The sequence below is a fragment of the Neobacillus drentensis genome (assembly GCF_036965245.1).
GTDB classification, from domain to species: Bacteria; Bacillota; Bacilli; order Bacillales; family Cytobacillaceae; genus Neobacillus; species Neobacillus drentensis_G.
Window position 1 is genome coordinate 35001 of the sequence record NZ_JBALPG010000006.1, and the last position, 18647, is coordinate 53647.

19 protein-coding genes and 1 pseudogene are annotated in these 18647 nt (G+C 43.6%); all 20 read right to left on the reverse strand.

Features of this window, described 5'->3' with window-relative positions; translation table 11 throughout:
• Window positions 1–395: pseudogene (locus tag V7150_RS01120) on the reverse strand (NADH-quinone oxidoreductase subunit C); the annotation flags it as partial.
• 3 nt (window positions 396–398) lie between these two features.
• Window positions 399–911: a NuoB/complex I 20 kDa subunit family protein gene (locus V7150_RS01125; RefSeq protein WP_335512784.1), complete on the reverse strand. Its 513-nt coding sequence runs from the start codon at window positions 909–911 to the stop codon at window positions 399–401.
• Window positions 902–1276, reverse strand: a complete 375-nt coding sequence (locus V7150_RS01130; RefSeq protein WP_283920773.1) for an NADH-quinone oxidoreductase subunit A — start codon at window positions 1274–1276, stop codon at window positions 902–904. Before V7150_RS01130 ends, V7150_RS01125 begins: the two co-directional genes overlap by 10 nt.
• 1223 nt (window positions 1277–2499) lie before the next feature.
• On the reverse strand, window positions 2500–2907 hold the full coding sequence (locus V7150_RS01135) for a F0F1 ATP synthase subunit epsilon (RefSeq protein WP_335512786.1): 408 nt from the start codon (window positions 2905–2907) through the stop codon (window positions 2500–2502).
• Window positions 2908–2928: 21 nt separating this feature from the next.
• Window positions 2929–4350: a F0F1 ATP synthase subunit beta gene (atpD, locus tag V7150_RS01140; protein WP_335512788.1), complete on the reverse strand. Its 1422-nt coding sequence runs from the start codon at window positions 4348–4350 to the stop codon at window positions 2929–2931.
• A 240-nt stretch (window positions 4351–4590) separates the two neighbouring features.
• A complete protein-coding gene (gene atpG, locus V7150_RS01145) occupies window positions 4591–5448 on the reverse strand; it encodes an ATP synthase F1 subunit gamma (protein WP_335512790.1) in 858 nt (285 codons plus the stop codon).
• Between the two features lie 126 nt (window positions 5449–5574).
• The gene (atpA, locus tag V7150_RS01150) at window positions 5575–7083 is read right to left on the reverse strand and encodes a F0F1 ATP synthase subunit alpha (protein ID WP_335512792.1); all 1509 of its coding nucleotides are present in this window, start codon (window positions 7081–7083) and stop codon (window positions 5575–5577) included.
• A gap of 24 nt (window positions 7084–7107) precedes the next feature.
• Window positions 7108–7644: a F0F1 ATP synthase subunit delta gene (locus tag V7150_RS01155; protein ID WP_335512794.1), complete on the reverse strand. Its 537-nt coding sequence runs from the start codon at window positions 7642–7644 to the stop codon at window positions 7108–7110.
• Window positions 7641–8165: a F0F1 ATP synthase subunit B gene (gene atpF / locus V7150_RS01160; protein ID WP_335512796.1), complete on the reverse strand. Its 525-nt coding sequence runs from the start codon at window positions 8163–8165 to the stop codon at window positions 7641–7643. The genes V7150_RS01155 and atpF overlap by 4 nt, the downstream gene beginning before the upstream one ends.
• Window positions 8166–8391: 226 nt before the next feature.
• On the reverse strand, window positions 8392–8604 hold the full coding sequence (gene atpE, locus V7150_RS01165) for a F0F1 ATP synthase subunit C (protein WP_283920780.1): 213 nt from the start codon (window positions 8602–8604) through the stop codon (window positions 8392–8394).
• Window positions 8605–8670: 66 nt separating this feature from the next.
• Window positions 8671–9381, reverse strand: coding sequence for a F0F1 ATP synthase subunit A (gene atpB / locus V7150_RS01170; RefSeq protein ID WP_335512806.1), 711 nt, complete (start codon window positions 9379–9381; stop codon window positions 8671–8673).
• A gap of 37 nt (window positions 9382–9418) precedes the next feature.
• Entirely contained in the window at window positions 9419–9781 is a 363-nt protein-coding gene (locus V7150_RS01175) for an ATP synthase subunit I (protein ID WP_335512808.1), read from the reverse strand.
• Window positions 9782–9787: 6 nt separating this feature from the next.
• On the reverse strand, window positions 9788–10006 hold the full coding sequence (locus V7150_RS01180) for an AtpZ/AtpI family protein (RefSeq protein WP_283920783.1): 219 nt from the start codon (window positions 10004–10006) through the stop codon (window positions 9788–9790).
• Window positions 10007–10359: 353 nt separating this feature from the next.
• Window positions 10360–12621, reverse strand: a complete 2262-nt coding sequence (locus V7150_RS01185; protein WP_335512811.1) for a S8 family serine peptidase — start codon at window positions 12619–12621, stop codon at window positions 10360–10362.
• Window positions 12622–13005: 384 nt separating this feature from the next.
• On the reverse strand, window positions 13006–13635 hold the full coding sequence (upp, locus tag V7150_RS01190; protein WP_335512813.1) for a uracil phosphoribosyltransferase: 630 nt from the start codon (window positions 13633–13635) through the stop codon (window positions 13006–13008).
• Window positions 13636–14201: 566 nt separating this feature from the next.
• On the reverse strand, window positions 14202–15443 hold the full coding sequence (gene glyA, locus V7150_RS01195) for a serine hydroxymethyltransferase (RefSeq protein ID WP_335512815.1): 1242 nt from the start codon (window positions 15441–15443) through the stop codon (window positions 14202–14204).
• A gap of 130 nt (window positions 15444–15573) precedes the next feature.
• Window positions 15574–16140 (reverse strand): TIGR01440 family protein, encoded by a 567-nt coding sequence (locus tag V7150_RS01200; protein ID WP_335512816.1) that lies wholly within the window; start codon window positions 16138–16140, stop codon window positions 15574–15576.
• Window positions 16141–16422: 282 nt separating this feature from the next.
• Window positions 16423–16869: a ribose 5-phosphate isomerase B gene (rpiB, locus tag V7150_RS01205; RefSeq protein WP_283920789.1), complete on the reverse strand. Its 447-nt coding sequence runs from the start codon at window positions 16867–16869 to the stop codon at window positions 16423–16425.
• A 309-nt stretch (window positions 16870–17178) separates the two neighbouring features.
• The gene (locus tag V7150_RS01210; protein ID WP_335512818.1) at window positions 17179–17619 is read right to left on the reverse strand and encodes a low molecular weight protein arginine phosphatase; all 441 of its coding nucleotides are present in this window, start codon (window positions 17617–17619) and stop codon (window positions 17179–17181) included.
• A gap of 453 nt (window positions 17620–18072) precedes the next feature.
• Window positions 18073–18633, reverse strand: a complete 561-nt coding sequence (locus V7150_RS01215; RefSeq protein ID WP_335512820.1) for a manganese efflux pump MntP — start codon at window positions 18631–18633, stop codon at window positions 18073–18075.
• Between the last annotated feature and the right edge of the window lie 14 nt (window positions 18634–18647).

The window sequence follows — 18647 nt, forward strand, 5'->3', positions numbered from 1 at the left end:
GCTGCTTTTTTCTTCGCTAAGTCGTCAGCATCGCTTGCAGATGGGGTTTCCTCTGCTGCTGGTGTGGCTTCTGTCGCTTGCTCTGAAGCAGGTGCGGCCGATTCTGGGGCAGGTTCCTCGCTAATGCCTTCCCTTTTCTTCTTCGCTAGTGCCGCTGCCTTAGCTTTCGCTGCCGCCGCTGCCTTTTTCTTCGCCAAGTCAGCATCATCTCCAGCAGACGGGGCCTGTGGTGCATCCACGGCCGGCGTTTCAACCTTTTTCGGCTCGGCCGGCATCTCATCCTGCTTCGGCAAAGCTTCGCCTGCTTCCTTCGCCTTACGCTTTGCTAACGCCGCAGCTTTGGCCTTTTCAGCAGCTTCTCTCTTTAATTGTTCGAGATCTTTTTCCCCGCTCATTGATTAAATCACCTTCTTCCCTGTCTTCGCTTCATAACGAATTTTTCCTTTTAATTTATTAATTCCATAAATTAATGCAGCCGGGTTTGGCGGGCATCCAGGAATATATACATCAACAGGTACGATTTGGTCGACACCCTTCACAACGGAATAAGATTTGACATACGGACCTCCGGCAGTCGCACAAGACCCCATCGCAATGACCCATTTTGGCTCCGGCATTTGATCATACAAACGGCGTAATATTGGCGCCATTTTCTTTGTCACCGTACCAGATACAATCATACAATCCGATTGTCTTGGTGATGTCCGGAAAAACGATCCAAAACGGTCAAGGTCATAGTTCGCTCCCCCAACACCCATCATTTCAATCGCACAACAAGCCAGACCAAATGTCATTGGCCACAAGGAATTACTTCGTGCCCAACCCTTAATTTGCTCCAGCGTTGCAAAAAATACATTTCTTTCTAACTCTTTCATTTCCTCAGGTGTTAAATCTTCTAGTTTTAGATCCATCGTAGCACCTTCTTTTTCCAAGCATACGCTAGGCCAATTATCAGCATCGCTACGAAAATTAACATTTCGACGAGTGCAAAAATGCCTAGTTTATCATAAGCGACAGCCCATGGATATAAAAACACCGTTTCTACATCAAAAATAACAAACATTAGGGCAAAAATATAATAGCGGACATTGAACTGTACACGGGAATCGTGAAATGGCTCAATACCGCTCTCGTATGTGGTATTCTTCGCATCACTAGGCATATGCGGACGCAGAAGTTTCCCCAAATATAACGCCACCACAGGCAGCAGCACCCCAAGACATAGGAACACAAAAACTATCAGATAATTATTCTGATATACATTTAGAAGTTCCATGTCCATCCCCTCCAATGTTGTAAATTTTCATACTAATGAATATTGTAACCGAATTCATTATAGCATTGTTACAAACTTGTGTCGACAAGCCATTTACTTAAAATTGGAATTCTATTTACCGCTTAATTTTCCATTTTAAAGTTTGGGAAGCTCGCTCTCAAAAAAGACTTAAAAATGAAAATTTTGCAAGCCTCAGTAACAGAAGAGACGCAGGAATCCGATAGCTTTTGGCATTTGGAAATAGAATTACAATTTACACCATAACTGGGCTGTAGACATGGTGTCCCTTCTTGAACGTTTCCGTAATCTCTATGTGAGGCTTCTTGAAGCCGCCTCAGAGATAACGCAAGAGCGAACCATACTTATTCAACCTTGTTCTCGTGATCTAGAACGTCATTGAAAGATTACGTTCCTCGATTTGTTTTCTCAAGAACCCGCAATGCCCTATTCATTCGACAACAACCCCTATTAAATTACATAACAAGTCAATTGTCTGTGATAATTGTCATTAAATGTTCACATTTTATTATTAACATGGAAAAATACGATAACAGACTAAACTCCACTACCATCTTCAATATGTGTCAGCTACAAATATTACTTATATCACTATATTAATCATCGAATCTCATCAGCCCTCTTCCTAGCTATTTCCCCTATCATCATATGCATAAGAGTCCACTTCATGCCGTTTACACCAAAACTAGTCCTTTCCTATCATTAAAGTGTCAGAGCAAGACTAGTCAACTAAATTTTTTATAAAATCTGACCTTTTTCAGACACAAACCCTCTTAGATTTCCTTTATTTAATAAAATCTTATCAGGCATTTTCCACTGAACCCTTTTTTTCGGTCAAACATATTTCGGTCTTACTACCTTGATTGCCTTTTAGGATACTTTTTTTAAAAAAATCACTTACTTACTTTCCACTTGGTACAATTTACTGTCCACTTTCACAATTTTACTTTCCACTTTCACAATTTTACTTTCCACTTCCCACCATTTACTTTCCACTTTTGCAATATTACTTTCCACTCCATAACTACCCACATAAAAAGCCGGATATCTAGATTGGACATATTGAATATGCTAAAAACATACCACCTCATATCCAAACTCAAATTCCAACTCTTATCCCCCGAATTCTTTTACCAAAAACAAAAACCCCTCCAGACAACACAAATTGTGCTGTTCAGAGGGGTCCTGCTTTTTTTTAAATATCACTAAAATCTATGTTCCGATACGGCGAGGCGATTGATGGCGCGTCGCATCGCAAGCTCTGCACGTCGAAAATCGATATGGTCGAGTTTCTGTTCATGCAAACGCTGTTCTGCACGTTCCTTCGCTCTTAGGGCACGTTCCACATCAATATCAGATTCTTTCTCTGCCGATTGGGCAAGAATCGTCACTTGATCCGGACGAACTTCCAAAAATCCACCGCTGACCGCGATCAATTCCGTCTTGCCATCCTTCTTCAAACGAACAGCACCAATTTCGAGCGGAGCCACCATCGGAATGTGTCCAGGTAAAATTCCCAGCTCACCACTCTGAGCCTTCGTACTAACCATTTCCACATCTGAATCATACACCGGGCCATCGGGAGTAACAACACTGACTTTAATCGTCTTCATTTTTTACCCTCCTGGCGTACTTTACGCTTCTACACCCATGCGTTTTCCAGCCTCAACCACTTCTTCAATGCGACCGACCAAACGGAACGCATCTTCTGGAAGATGATCATATTTACCTTCAAGGATATCTTTAAACCCTTTAACGGTTTCTTTTACAGGTACATATGAACCTGGCTGGCCAGTAAACTGCTCAGCAACGTGGAAGTTTTGTGATAAGAAGAACTGGATACGGCGCGCACGGAGTACGACTAACTTATCATCATCAGAAAGTTCGTCCATACCAAGAATCGCGATAATATCCTGTAATTCACGGTAACGCTGCAATGTTTGCTGCACTTGGCGTGCTACATTGTAGTGCTCTTCGCCAACAATCTCTGGTGACAATGCACGAGAAGTTGATGCTAACGGATCCACCGCTGGGTAAATACCCATCTCAGAAAGCTTACGCTCAAGGTTTGTAGTCGCATCTAAGTGAGCGAAAGTTGTCGCCGGAGCCGGGTCAGTATAGTCATCGGCTGGAACGTAAATCGCTTGGATCGATGTAACAGAACCTTTATTAGTTGACGTGATACGTTCTTGTAATTTACCCATTTCAGTTGCAAGAGTTGGCTGGTAACCAACGGCAGATGGCATACGGCCAAGAAGGGCAGATACCTCAGAACCTGCTTGCGTGAAACGGAAGATGTTATCCATGAAGAACAACACGTCTTGTCCCTGGTCATCACGGAAATATTCAGCCATTGTCAAACCTGTCAAAGCAACACGCATACGTGCACCTGGGGGCTCATTCATTTGTCCGAATACCATCGCTGTTTTCTTGATAACGCCTGAATCCGTCATTTCATGAAAGAGGTCATTACCTTCACGTGTACGCTCACCAACTCCGGCGAATACTGAAATACCGCCGTGCTCTTGAGCAATGTTATTGATCAATTCCTGGATTAATACGGTTTTACCTACACCCGCACCACCGAATAGACCGATTTTTCCACCTTTAATATATGGAGCAAGCAAGTCTACTACTTTAATACCAGTTTCAAGAATTTCTACATCTGTAGAAAGATTTTCAAATGTTGGCGCTTCGCGGTGAATCGAATCACGGCGGGCACTTGCAGGTACATCCTCTACAAGGTCAATCGCTTCACCTAATACGTTAAATACACGACCAAGTGTCACATCACCAACCGGTACAGAAATTGGTGCACCAGTATCTTCAACTTCCAAGCCGCGAGTTAAACCATCAGTGGAAGCCATCGCAATCGTACGAACTGTATCATCACCTAAATGAAGGGCTACTTCAAGGGTTAAGTTGATATCAACTTCTGATGCAGAATGCGCTTTGCTAACCACTTTCAATGCGTTATAGATCTCAGGCAGCTGGCCGTTTTCAAACTTAACGTCAACAACCGGACCCATAATCTGAAGAACGCGTCCTTTGTTCATCGTTTTCCCTCCTAACATACTCTTTAGCTGAACCCACCTTTTTCATTTAAAAACGAACTCAGTGTGGTCCTCGCCATGTGCTCAAGTGAACAAAAATGAGTAGGGAACGGACAAAGCCTTCCCTCCTCAAAATCTAGTCAAACCCTTATTACCGGGTAAATTTTTTCAAAAAATAACTTTCTGATGTTGCCACCATCGTAAGAGTATCAATGGTGTCAGGCACCAAATGGTAAAAAAATACTATTCTAATGCTGCCGCACCGCCGACGATTTCGGCGATTTCTTGTGTAATCGCTGCTTGACGGGCACGGTTGTAAATTAGTGAATAATTTTTAATCATTTCTTTTGCATTATCTGTTGCGTTTCTCATGGCTGTCATCCGGGCAGCATGCTCACTTGCTTTACTGTCAAGTAAAGCTCCGAAAATTAAGCTCTCCGCATATTGTGGCAGGAGAACTTCCAAAATTTCTTCTGCAGATGGCTCAAATTCATAGGAAATGAGCTTGTGAGAAGTGGATAAATCCGATAGTGGAAGCAGCTTCTTCTCGGTCACTTCCTGCGAAATCGCACTTAAATAATGACTGTAATATACATATAGTTCATCGAATGCGCCATCAGCAAACATTCCCACCGTACTGCGCGTCACGTCCTGAATATCAACAAAGTTTGGCTGAGCTGGCAGCCCAATCATTTCAAGGACTACGTTCATGCCGCGCTTGGCAAAATAGTCACGGGCAACTCTTCCGACTGCAATAATCGCGAACTCATCATTCGATTTATGACGGCTTTGGATGGTTTGATGAACTTTACGAATGACGTTACTGTTAAACGCGCCAGCAAGTCCGCTGTCAGATGTCATGACAATATAACCGGTTTTCTTAACTGGACGAGACGTCAGCATTGGATGAATCACGCCGCCTGATCCGATTGCAATCGATGCCGTTACTTCCTGGATTTTTTCCATATAAGGAACAAATGCCTTTGCATTCATCACGGCACGATTCCATTTCGCAGCAGAAGTCATTTCCATTGCTTTCGTAATCTGACTCATCTTTTTCGTAGAATTAATACTATTTTTTATATCGCGTAATGATGCCATAGGTTCTCACCACCCTCATTCAAAGAATGTCTGGCATCCGCACCTCCCGCCTTCTTTTTTGAAAAAGGAACTCAGGGTTGAGCTTACGAAAGATGCTTCTGCCTAAACTTATGTCAGACCCTATACTTATTCGGAAACTGCAAACGTCTTTTTAAAGTCGTTGATTGCAGAAGCCATATCGTCATCGGAAGGAAGATCCTTCGTTTCTGTAATATGGTCTAACAACTCTTTGCGGTTGTGGTCTAACCAATTATGGAATTCAGATTCAAAACGACGAATATCCTCTAATGGAATATCATCAAGGAAGCCGCGTGTTAATGCATAAAGAATCGCAACTTGCTTTCCAACAGGAAGCGGCTTGTGAAGATCCTGTTTTAGGACCTCAACGGTACGTGCACCGCGGTTAAGTTTCGCTTGTGTTGCTTTATCTAAGTCAGAACCGAACTGAGCAAATGCTTCTAACTCCCGGTATGATGCAAGGTCAAGACGCAGTGTACCTGCAACCTTCCTCATCGCCTTGATTTGTGCGGATCCCCCTACACGAGATACGGAAAGACCTGCGTTAATCGCTGGGCGTACACCGGAGAAGAAAAGGTCTGATTGTAAGAAAATTTGTCCATCAGTGATGGAGATAACGTTTGTTGGGATATAAGCAGAAACGTCACCTGCTTGTGTTTCAATAAATGGCAATGCTGTGATTGAACCGGCACCAAGTGTGTCGTTCAATTTCGCTGCACGCTCTAATAAACGGGAGTGCAAGTAGAAAACATCCCCTGGATACGCTTCACGACCTGGAGGACGACGAAGCAATAATGAAAGCTCACGGTATGCAGCCGCTTGTTTTGACAAATCATCGTATACGATTAATACGTGTTTGCCATTGTACATAAATTCTTCACCCATCGCAACGCCCGCATATGGTGCTAAGAATAGCAATGGAGCTGGTTGTGATGCCGAAGCAGTTACAACGATTGAGTAGTCTAATGCGCCATATTTACGAAGTGTTTCAACAGCATTACGAACAGTTGATTCCTTCTGGCCGATGGCTACATAGATACAAATCATGTTTTGACCCTTTTGGTTCAAAATTGTATCGATGGCCACAGATGTTTTACCTGTTTGACGGTCACCAATGATTAACTCACGCTGGCCGCGTCCGATTGGCACAAGGGCGTCAATCGCTTTAATACCTGTTTGTAATGGCTCATGAACGGATTTACGAGCCATAACGCCTGAAGCAACTGCTTCAATTGGGCGCGTTTTGGTTGTGTTGATTGGACCCATACCATCGATTGGCTGTCCTAATGGGTTCACAACCCGTCCGATTAAGGCTTCACCAACGGGAACCTCCATGATGCGGCCTGTACGGCGTACTTCGTCACCTTCACGAATTTCGGTGTAAGGTCCAAGAATGATGATACCGACGTTATTTTCTTCAAGGTTTTGTGCCATACCCATAACGCCGTTCGAAAATTCAACAAGTTCTCCAGCCATGACATTGTCGAGGCCATGAACACGAGCGATACCGTCTCCAATTGAGATAACTGTACCGACATCAGTCACTTGAATTTCTGCCTGATAGTTTTCAATCTGCTTTTTTATCAGGGCACTGATTTCTTCAGCTTTGATGCTCATGAGTTTCACCCCTATCTACGAATCTTAGCTTAACAATTTACGTTCTAAACGATCGAGCTTGCCACGCAAGCTGCCGTCATATATACGGTTTCCAATACGAAGCTTTACGCCTCCAAGCAAATTGGAATCAACGATATTTTCAATTCTTAGTGATTTTTTGCCAATTTTAGCAGCAAATACAGAAGATAATGCGCTGCGCTCAGCATCTGTTAAGGCACGTGTACTTGTGACCTCAGCCTCAGCAATACCCATTTCTTCATTTGCCAGTGCTAAAAATTCATTTGCCACATCAACGATTTGGTCTTCACGGTGACGGTCGATTAAGATCATCAGTGTATTGCGTACATATACACTCACTGAAGCAAAAGCCTGTACGATAATCTCCTTTTTCTTTTCAATCGAAAGCTTAGAAGATTTCAAAACAGCTTTTAATTCAGGGTTGTACAGTACAACTTCCTTCACTACACGAAGTTCTTCTTCTATTACTCCAAGAAGCTGCTGTTCTCTCGCAATTTGTAAAAGAGCCAACGCGTAGCGTTTTGCTACCATAGAGCTACTCATCGGCCTTCTCCTGCCTCTTGAATATATTCGTTAATGAGTTTTTCTTGATCCGCTGCACTCAATTCCTTCTCAATTACTTTAGAGGCAATTAAGACAGAAAGCTGGGCAACCTGTTCACGAATAGCGGTAACCGCTTTTTCTTTTTGCTGCTCGATTTCAAGCTTAGCTGATTCTTTAATACGTTCAGCTTCGCCGCGGGCTGTAGCAATGATTTCCTCACGCTGCAAGTCGCCTTGCTTTTTCGCTGATTCGATCAAGCCTTGTGCATCTGTACGTGCTTCTTTTAAAAGAGCACGTTGTTCTTCTAAAAGTTTTTTCGCTTCTTGACGGCTGTTTTCTGCAGCGTTAATTTCATTTGCTACATGTGCTTCACGTTCTTTCATAATGCCCATTAACGGACCCCATGCGAACTTTTTCAGCAATAACATCAAGACGATAAACATAGCTAACTGGAATAGAATATCACCAGTATTAATACCGGTATGTTCTGCTGTACCTAATACAAGACTGCTTGTTAACACCTCGGGTTCACTCCCTTCAAGAGTCGTTCAAAACAAATATATCAATCAGATAATTTTCAAAAACATGATGGTGTCTGACACCCTAATTACCATTTCCCTGATGAGTAGGTGTAAAACGGTGCCTGACACCCTTTTCACTATTACAACAGTGAATACAAACATAAACGAATGGCGAAGGTTCTCATGAAATGATCTTCGCCATTTTTTGAACGTTTATTGGTTAAAATTATTTACCTTGAACCATGAACGCGATAACAACCGCGATGATAGGAATCGCCTCAACTAACGCAACCCCGATGAACATTGTTGTTTGAAGCATACCACGAGCTTCTGGTTGACGAGCAATACCCTCAACTGTACGAGATACGATAAGACCGTTACCAATACCAGCACCTAGTGCCGCTAAACCAATTGCTATTGCTGCTGCTAAAGAACCCATTTGTAATTTTCCTCCTTAAAATGTATAAAAAATTGTATTTTTTTGTTCATATAATGAACGATTATATTAATGGTCGCTGCTCACTTTGTGAGACAAGTAAACCATTGTTAACATAGTGAAAATAAATGCCTGGATGGCACCGACAAAGACTGAGAAGCCTTGCCATGCCAGCATCGGTACGATTGCGGCTAAATGTCCGCCCACACCGGTTGCCAGACTTCCTGCAAGCAAACCTAATAAAATTTCACCCGCATAAATGTTTCCGTAAAGACGGAGACCAAGCGTCAGAGTATTGGCAAACTCCTCGATCACTTTAATTGGGAACATAAACCAGAACGGTTTAAAGAATTCCTTCCCGTATGCAGACATACCTCTCATCTTTACCCCATAAAAATGGGATAAACCTACTACTAATATGGCAAGTGTTAACGTTACAGCTGGATCGGCAGTTGGTGATTTCCACCAAAGTTTACCGTCGATCACGACTGAAAATGGTAGTCCGAGCATATTGGCTACAAAGACATACATCATGATTGTAATCCCAAGAATATGGAATCGCCCGCCATCTTTCCAATCCATCGTGCTGTTAATAATATTCTTAACAAAATCCATTACCCATTCCATAAAATTTTGGATGCCTGTCGGCTTCATGGCAAGCTTGCGAGTAGATAGGACCGCAATTAAAAAGACAATGACAGAGGCAACAGTGATCATCAAAACGTTAGCCATGTTAAAATACAGCCCTAGAAATTCAACTATTGGTGCTTCGTGTTCCAACAATATTCACCTCGCTTCCACATTTTTTAATGTATTTTTAATTCTTTGTATAAAAAAAATCTATTATAATGACAATATAGGATGTCATTAACCCTATAACCACGCTAATAAGGTGAAAATGTTCCGGATACCTCATAGCAATTATCACGGCCAGTGCCGCCGACGCAAACCTTGAAAAAGATCCAAGTGACCGTACCTTTTTCCCTTGTGAAATCGATTCACCAAACTGATTCATTTTACGAACCATTAACCACAAATTAAAGAGGCTCAAGCTCGTCCCTAAAACCAATCCCAGAAAGATAGATTTGTACGACGTGAACCCCCAGCCGAGTACATAAAAAGACAATAAAAAAAACATCCATCTTCGCTGTCTTGAAAACTTAAATTGAAGTTCCGGCATGGTTGGTTAATCTCCTGAAAAGAAATGGCGGATCGATACAAGCATAGAATAAATACCTGCCGTAAGCCCGATGAACAATCCGATTATTAAGAAAATTGGTTCTGTGCCCCAATGATGGTCCAACCATCTTCCTGAAAAAATACCGATAAGAGTGGCTCCCACAAGCTGCGAGAGTATTGCGGACATTAGGGCCATCGCCTTAAATGAATTGCGGTCTTTTTGCATTCTATTCTCTCCTTATTTTTAAGAGAATCTGCAACGGACTTGAGGTATTTAGGGAAATTGATAGAGGTGTTTTTCACAGATATTTTTTTTCTGAAAATAATGAAAACCCTACCATTTATACCCTTTGTTAGCATACAATAGGCACCATTCAATGTCAATGAGTTTACGTGAATTAATCCACATGCAATTTCCCGAAATTTCATTGATTTAAAAAATTCAGTTTACACTATCATTGTATTGTAAATATTGAACGTTTCAGGTCTAAATTGTGTCTATTTTGTGAACATTTAAAAAAAGAAATGTAACCAAACCAAGGCAGGCCGGGAGGGGCGGACCACTGACAACCCTACACCTTACTCTTTCTTTTTTTCAATCACAATCATTCTCTCGATAAAGTCCTCTTTACCCGCCTTTTTCGCAAAAATCTTCACTAGATAAGAACCCTCGGCTGGCAGCTGTTCCGCAGAGAGCGTTTGGCGGATTAACCCCTTTTTCACATTTGTCAGCGTATCTAAAAAGCCAACAAAACGGTAATCCTCTGGGTTAAACAATGCAATCCCAAATTCCTCTGCCCCTCCAGGCAAATAAACCTCATACCGATACTCCCCAGGTCTATCCCCTTCTGCAAAATCAAACCCCATCACCCTTGGATATCCCGGCTCCTCGAGCACATACAAATACGGTATCTGAATCGTCTTCCTTCCTGCCTGCAAACTTAAAAAGCCGTCATGAATCTTTCCCTTAAACACTTTCGGGTCCACCATTAACTCCATCGTGATCTCCTTTGATTGCTTCGGCTCCAAGGTAAACGATAACGGAAACCGCCACGTGAGCCCATCCACCTGCTCCGGTATAGAAAATGAGTATCGCTGCACCATTTCACTCGTATTTTCAACATGTAAATCTGCTTTGTGACTGCCGCTCTCACCAGTAAACTTCCCAAACCGGATGCTGCTCGGTGACACGAGCGATGCTGCTTTGATCGCCTCATTCACTTGGATTCGGCCGGCGCCTTGCTCGAACGTACGGTAATAGGGGGATTCGATCGCGTCTTCGCTTATTTTCGCACTCCCTTCGCTAACCGTACGTTTCTCCGATAATCCCGCAGTGCCCTCGTTCTGTTTCACCAGCGGTTTCGCCGTATTCATCAACGCCGCCTTAATTTGCTCCGGTGTCCAATCCGGATGCGCCTGCTTGATTAACGCGCACGCCCCAGCCACATGCGGCGCCGCCATGCTCGTCCCCTGCAAGCTTAAGTACCCGCCCGGAATCGTCGAATTAATCGCTACACCCGGAGCAACAATATCCGGCTTGATTTCCCACGTTCCCGTTACCGGCCCCCTTGAGCTGAAATCCGCGAGCCGGTCCCTCTCTTCGCTCACCAATACCCTTGCTGTCACCCGGCGGTTTTTTAATTCTTTTTGCAAAATAACTCCGTCACCCTTCGCGAGTGAGCCGACAGGGATGGTCAGCTGAGTATCGAGGTTTCCCATGAAGCCACCGCTCATATTATTGTAAATCAGCACAGCTTTAGCCCCCGCTTCAAGGGCATTGGCTGCTTTTTCCGAAAACGTCAATGTTCCTCGCTTAATGAGGGCAATTTTCCCTTGAACATGTTTGACATCACTTTTCCTGCCCAGTCCCCCATCCACGACTTCTAAGGTGCGGTCGATCGCCCATTGACCAGAGCCTTCCATCGGCTGAAGACGAATTTTATCCTGCATTCCTTCTATTAATAAAGAAGGAATCTCCATCGTTGGTGTCGATGCGCCAACAGATATGGCTTTCGAGGCTGTCCCCGGCGAGCCGACCGTCCACACATTCGGTCCGGAATTTCCGGAAGCCGCCACCGCGACAATACCTTTATCGACAGCGCGGTTAAGGGCGAGGCTGATCGGCAGGTCCGGCCCGTTAATATCGTTCCCGAGCGACAGATTAACAATATCGACCTTATCTTTAATCGCCTGATCAATTGCTGCGAGCACCTGCTCCGTTGTCCCGCCGCCACCCGGCCCGAGTGCACGGTAGGCGACAATTTTCGCCTCTGGTGCAACGCCTTTAATTTTTCCATTGGCAGCAATGATGCCGGCAACATGAGTGCCATGGATAGTTGCTTTACCTTGGGCGAGTGTTTCCATCGGATCCCGATCGTTGTCGACCAGGTCATGGCCGCCGGCATAATTTCGCTTCAAATCCGGATGAGTGTAATCAACCCCGGTGTCGATGACCCCAACCGTCACCCCTTTTCCTGTCAGCCGTTCATTTTTTTGATCAAAATAACCGCGCACCTCTTCGCCGCCAATAATCTTGACACTCTCCTCGGTTTCCACCCTATACTGGGTAACCGGCGAGACGTTTAAGACACGTTTTTGCTCGGCAAGCTCAGCAATTGTCTGCGGGCTGCCTTGGATCGAAAAGCCATCAATCGCCTCTTGGAAAACACGACGAAGCCTCACATCTTTATACGGCCGGATAAGCTGTTTGATTTCCTGTTCGGATTGCGGTTTTTCCAGGATGACAATCGCGATTGTCTCCTGATTGGACTTAGAGATTGGCGGGTGGATAAGAGTTTTTGGAGTTTGCAGCGTGAGAAGGATGGCGAGCAGCAGCTTCATGTAATAAATTCCCCTTTTTTCATATCGTTTTCTTTTAAAGGGGAAAATATGCAATCGGGCAGAATAAAGTATTGAGTGTTCCGTTTTGCCCCGGTCGAGGGAAGGTTAAGTGAATGGAGTAAATTTTTCGCTACATCTCTATGCTCTACTGCCAGCGGCGAGTTCATAATTTTTGCCTTATTTTTTGGTTAAAAAGTTTGATTAATTATTTTCTTGAGGTTCTGCTCTTTTTCTCACTTTATTGGCTCATTTCCCTTGGGGATTTGGACTTCTTTTTTCACCTTATTGGCTCATTTTTCGTGGACATTGGCTGTTTTTTCATTTAACCCAGATTCTCGCAATACAAAAAAAGCCGAGCGGTCACACTCGACTTTTTCCAAAAACTTATTTTGTTCCAAACAACCGGTCGCCGGCATCGCCAAGGCCTGGCACGATGTAGCCGTGGTCGTTCAGTTTTTCATCCAAGGCAGCGATGTAGATATCGACGTCCGGATGTTCTGCCTTTACAGCCTCAACGCCTTCAGGTGCGGCAATTAAGCACATAAATTTGATATGTTTGGCTCCGCGCTTTTTCAAGGCATGGATCGCATCAATGGCAGAACCGCCTGTTGCCAGCATCGGATCGACAACAATGAAGTCGCGCTCTTCTACATCACTTGGAAGCTTAACATAGTATTCCACTGGTTTTAGTGTTTCCGGGTCACGGTATAATCCGACATGGCCTACCTTCGCAGCCGGAATTAATTTCAGCATTCCATCTACCATGCCAATTCCAGCCCGTAAAATCGGAACCAATCCTAATTTTTTCCCAGACAGAACCTTCGACTTTGTCTTACATACCGGTGTTTCAATCTCGATATCTTCAAGCGGCATATCCCTTGTGATTTCAAACGCCATCAATGTTGCCACTTCGTCTACGAGCTCGCGAAACTCTTTCGTTCCTGTGTTTTTATCACGTATGTAAGTAAGCTTGTGTTGGATCAATGGATGGTCGAAGACGTATACCTTTGCCACAATAATCGCCCCTTTTATAAAAATTAATCATGCATTCGTCTCATTTTACAGAAAAAAAAGCCGATGAGCAACTTCTAACCTTCTCCAATAAAGAATAAAAAATCTGCTATATCGTGCTATGTCATAGCCGGGATTTATCATGATTGGATTGGAGAATTAAGATTTTAATTTACATTTATATTTACCGTAATACTTTATAGCGCTTACGTCAAAAATTTTAACAATTTTTCCACATAAAAAAGCCTGCCGACAACTATGCCGGCAAGCTGGTTAAAAAGTCCGGAAAATTCTTAGTCAATCAGGGATATCCTCTTTTCTCCGCTTTTTACGAAGTTCTTGCAAACGGGTCATTATGGAATGGAACAAGCTGAACTTTTAACGACTTGCTCAAGCTCAAAACTTACTGCTTTTACTTGACATTGTTTTAAACACTTCTCCATTATTATCAGTTAAAATTGATTCATATTCAGTAATTTCTTTAAAGAAATCGAACCTGGATTATGTTGGGAGACGAATATTTTTCAAAAAAATCGACCCTATTTTTATTGAGGGTCGATTTTCTAAAATTAATATTCTGGATAGAGGATAAATTTGTTTGTTAATGCTTCAACACGTCCGCGTGCCTCTTCAAGTTTGGCTTCGTCTTCATGATTTTTTAACGTGAAAGCAATGATGGATGCGATTTCGTCCATTTCTTCTAAACCAAAGCCACGGCTGGTAACTGCTGCTGTTCCGATGCGGATACCACTTGTAACAAACGGGCTTTGCGGATCGAATGGAATCGTATTTTTGTTAACAGTAATGCCGATTTCATCCAATACTTTTTCTGCAACCTTACCGGTTAAGTTAAGTGTTTGGACATCGATCAACAGCAAGTGGTTATCGGTACCGCCGGACACAAGCTTTAATCCTTCTTTTTGCAGACTTTCCGCTAAGCGCTTGGCGTTGGTAATGATGTTGCTGGCATATTCTTTAAAGCTTGGCTGCAGTGCTTCACCGAAGGCAACGGCTTTCGCGGCGATCACGTGCATAAGCGGTCCACCTTGAATTCCAGGGAAGATAGATTTATCAATTTTCTTGCCGAATTCCTCTTTGCAAAGGATCATCCCGCCGCGTGGTCCTCTTAAAGTTTTATGTGTAGTCGTGGTGACAAAATCGGCGTATGGCACTGGGTTTTGGTGCAGGCCTGCGGCAACAAGTCCGGCGATGTGAGCCATATCCACCATTAGATATGCGCCAACTTCATCGGCAATCTCACGGAACTTCGCAAAGTCGATTTCACGCGGGTAGGCGCTGGCACCAGCCACGATCAACTTTGGCTTATGTGTGTGCGCTTTTTCGCGAACATCTTCATAGTTGATGCGGTGCGTCGTTTCATCAACACCATATTCAACGAAATTATATTGAATACCGCTGAAATTAACTGGGCTTCCGTGTGTTAAGTGGCCGCCATGGGAGAGGTTCATTCCTAGAACGGTATCGCCTTGCTCAAGGATGGTGAAGTAAACAGCCATATTAGCCTGTGCCCCTGAATGCGGCTGTACGTTCACATATTCTGCACCGAAAATTTCCTTCGCACGGTCGCGAGCAAGGTCTTCGACCACATCGACGTATTCACAACCGCCATAATAACGGCGGTTTGGATAGCCTTCCGCATACTTATTGGTCAAAACAGAACCCTGTGCCTCCATAACCGCTTCACTAACAAAGTTTTCTGAGGCAATAAGCTCGATTTTCGAGCGCTGACGGCCTAATTCTTTCTGAATCGCTTGAAAAACCTGCTCGTCCGCTTGAGACAAATGCTTCATGATAAATCCCCCTTTTATGTAGAAAATCACAAACAATTCGAAAATTCCCTCTTTATAATAGCACGTTTTCGGATGCCTGACACCCTTAATACTCCAACAATAGGAGAATTAGTGCCTGTCACCCTTTGCACTATGTGCAGCTTAGATTCTCTGTTTCTCTTTCGTAAACAGCTCTTGCGCCGCCAATAAGTTTTGGCCGTACTTTTGCCAAGGTGACATAGGCATGGCCAACACTTTTTTGGTTGACACGAACCGGCACGGCAACATGTTTCAGGTGCATGCCAATTAGCGTATGACCGATGTCAATCCCTGCATCTGCCTTCACGAATTCGACCAAGACAGGATCGTCCATTTTCGCAAAAGCATGCGTTGCCATTGCCCCGCCTGCTTTTCGGACAGGAACTACTGATACCTCTTCGAAACCGCGGGTAGCGGCAACGGATCGTTCTACGACCAATGCCCTGTTTAAATGTTCGCAGCATTGGAAGGCCAAATGAATGCATGTCTCTTCTTGAAGCTTCTTTAGTTGGCGAAAGATCATCTCGGCCACTTCAAGGGTGCCAGAGGTCCCGATTCGTTCGCCAATTACCTCGCTTGTGCTGCAGCCGACGACCAACAGCTGACCCGGCTTAAATGCAGCTTGCTCTTTGAATTCTGTTACGATTGTTTCTAGCTCTTTTTCCCATTCGTGAATCATCAGCCTCGACCTTTCTTTTAAAAGAGAACTATTGAATACTTTTTTGGCTTTTTAAAACGAAATCAGAGTCCATTAACCTTTAATGGATACCGCTTCCTCGGTTCCTGACGCTTTTCGGGCTCCAATAGGCCTTATTGGCGACCGTTTCCTTGGTTCCAGACGCTTTTTTAGGCTCCAATAACTACTATTGGATACCTTTCTCTAGCTTTTTTGTTCGGAGCGAGCTCCAATAACCGTTTTTAAAAGTTCCAATCGTAACACTATTAACTATCCGCAAATTTTTTAAAAGTGCTCATTTTCATATTCAGTAATTTTTCCCACACGACCTGCATGACGGCCTCCCTCAAATTCCCCTGTCAGCCAGATTTCAGCGATATCCCGAGCTAATCCTGGACCAATGACGCGCTCGCCCATAGCAAGCATGTTTGAATCGTTATGGGCACGCGTTGCTTTAGCGCTAAATGTATCGTGCACGAGGGCGCAGCGGATGCCTTTCACTTTGTTGGCGGCAATGCTCATGCCGATTCCCGTTCCACAAATCAAAATGCCTCTATCAAACTCGCCTTTCGCTACCTTTTCGGCAACAGGCAGCGCGTAATCCGGATAATCCACCGATGTTTCACACTCACAGCCGAAATCAACATACTCAATCTTTAATTCATCAAGTAAATTGGCGATTTCCTTACGAATATTGATACCGCCATGGTCTGATGCTAATGCCACTCTCATGTATAAATCCTCCTGTATTTTTTTTCAGAAATCTGCTTTCATTTTGACACACTGCAAAAAAAATATAAAGTGAAACTTCAATCGGCAGGGGTTCTTTTCAACCCCAGCAAATTGTTAGTACCGTTACTGCAAGAAAAGGTCCAAGCAAAATAATTGCCCCCTTTTTGAAGAGAGCATGAGTTAGCTAGAAATTTTTGACTAGCCGCAGAAACAATATCTTTCCAGTTGTACTTCCGCTTAGACTTTATGTTTCCAGCCAACAATCTGCGGCAGCCTTCATTTTTCAAAATCGCCTCGTGCCAAGTTCACCTACAATTTTAGTTTTTCAATCGCCTTATCAATTAATTCATATAATTCGCGATAGGTAGCCTCGTACATCCCAACGCTCCCGCCGTATGGGTCGACGACATCGTGATTAAATGGTTCGCCGGCGTATTCCTTTAAGGTAAAAACCTTCACGACAGCCTGAGGGAATTGCTGCTGGATTGCGAATTTGTGGGAAGTGGTCATCGTTAAAATCAGATCAGCCCATTCCACCTCGGCACTCGTTAACAAGCTTGAGCGATGATTGTGCGAAATCTGTTTATCGTCAAGCACCTTCTTCGCATGTGGTGACGCCTCACCACCATTTGCGGCATAAATTCCTGCCGATTTTACTTCAAACCCATCAATGTGTTTATTTTTTAAAATTGCTTCGGCTATTGGACTCCTACATGTATTTCCTGTACATACAAACAAAATGCGCTGCAATGTATTTGCCTCCCTTTCTTTTTATTATAGAACAATTTCAGTTAATTCCAACCGTGCTATTCGTCCACTTTTGAAAAAGTCACCATCGATTGAATACTTCTGTTCAAACAAATGGAGAATGGTTCCTTTTTCAAAAAGGCCCTCTTTCGAACAAAACGAAAGAAGGCCTTTTGATATAAAGGGTGCCTGACACCATTTATCACCTAACGATAGGTGGTAGCTTGTTTACCCAGTTGGTCCCAACCCGTTACGGCTACGTTTATCTCCATTGAAGCTTTGGAAAAGAGATTGAGAGATTGCTATCAAAAAAATAAAAAGCATAATCTATAATTTCCGCTGCCTCCGGTACCCCACCCCTATTGCTTTGTATAATTTTAACAGAATGGTTTATAAAAAATTTACCAATTTCTGTTCTATCATATTTAGGTGGGGTTTTTGATTTATTCTGAATAATTATCCCCAAAAAGGTGCGAGCAGCTTTAAGCCAAAGGCCAGTAATATCGCTCCACCAAGGGCCTCGCTATAGGTCCCGAGCCAGCTTTGCACCTTTTTTCCGAGCAGCAGCCCGACCCATGTTAGTACGGTTGCCACGATTCCAAAGCACAAAATCACCATAATGGTCTTTGCCCCATATATTCCTAAGGTTAGACCTACAGAAAAACTATCAAGGCTCACGCTTAAAGCAAACAACAATAAGCCGAATCCTACTGGTGTAATGACTTTTTCCTCGGCCTTTTTCAAGGTTGACCAAACCATTTGCACTCCCAAAACCATGAGAAGCAAGCCACCGATAAACGTGGCAAATATCCCAAATTTTTCTGATAAAAATTTGCCTGCGATTAAGCCTAAGAGCGGCATCCAGACATGGAATAAGCCAATAGTAATTCCGATATGAAATATTTTCTTCAGCCGCAGTCTGTACATTCCCATGCCAAGCCCGACCGAGAAGGCATCCATTCCTAGAGCAAATGCCATTATGACTAGTGTAACCACTTCGGTAACCATTCCGGACATCAATCCCCGCCTCC

Coding starts and splice junctions, on each gene's coding strand:
- atpE (WP_283920780.1), bottom strand. CDS start 8,604: ATGGGTTCTTTAGCAGCAGCAATAGCAATTGGTTTAGCGGCACTAGGT.
- V7150_RS01155 (WP_335512794.1), bottom strand. CDS start 7,644: ATGAGTAGCTCTATGGTAGCAAAACGCTACGCGTTGGCTCTTTTACAA.
- V7150_RS01130 (WP_283920773.1), bottom strand. CDS start 1,276: ATGGAACTTCTAAATGTATATCAGAATAATTATCTGATAGTTTTTGTG.
- atpA (WP_335512792.1), bottom strand. CDS start 7,083: ATGAGCATCAAAGCTGAAGAAATCAGTGCCCTGATAAAAAAGCAGATT.
- V7150_RS01135 (WP_335512786.1), bottom strand. CDS start 2,907: ATGAAGACGATTAAAGTCAGTGTTGTTACTCCCGATGGCCCGGTGTAT.
- V7150_RS01175 (WP_335512808.1), bottom strand. CDS start 9,781: ATGCCGGAACTTCAATTTAAGTTTTCAAGACAGCGAAGATGGATGTTT.
- V7150_RS01185 (WP_335512811.1), bottom strand. CDS start 12,621: ATGAAGCTGCTGCTCGCCATCCTTCTCACGCTGCAAACTCCAAAAACT.
- rpiB (WP_283920789.1), bottom strand. CDS start 16,869: ATGAGAGTGGCATTAGCATCAGACCATGGCGGTATCAATATTCGTAAG.
- glyA (WP_335512815.1), bottom strand. CDS start 15,443: ATGAAGCATTTGTCTCAAGCGGACGAGCAGGTTTTTCAAGCGATTCAG.
- V7150_RS01125 (WP_335512784.1), bottom strand. CDS start 911: ATGGATCTAAAACTAGAAGATTTAACACCTGAGGAAATGAAAGAGTTA.
- atpG (WP_335512790.1), bottom strand. CDS start 5,448: ATGGCATCATTACGCGATATAAAAAATAGTATTAATTCTACGAAAAAG.
- V7150_RS01180 (WP_283920783.1), bottom strand. CDS start 10,006: ATGCAAAAAGACCGCAATTCATTTAAGGCGATGGCCCTAATGTCCGCA.
- V7150_RS01215 (WP_335512820.1), bottom strand. CDS start 18,633: ATGTCCGGAATGGTTACCGAAGTGGTTACACTAGTCATAATGGCATTT.
- V7150_RS01200 (WP_335512816.1), bottom strand. CDS start 16,140: ATGATTCACGAATGGGAAAAAGAGCTAGAAACAATCGTAACAGAATTC.
- atpD (WP_335512788.1), bottom strand. CDS start 4,350: ATGAACAAAGGACGCGTTCTTCAGATTATGGGTCCGGTTGTTGACGTT.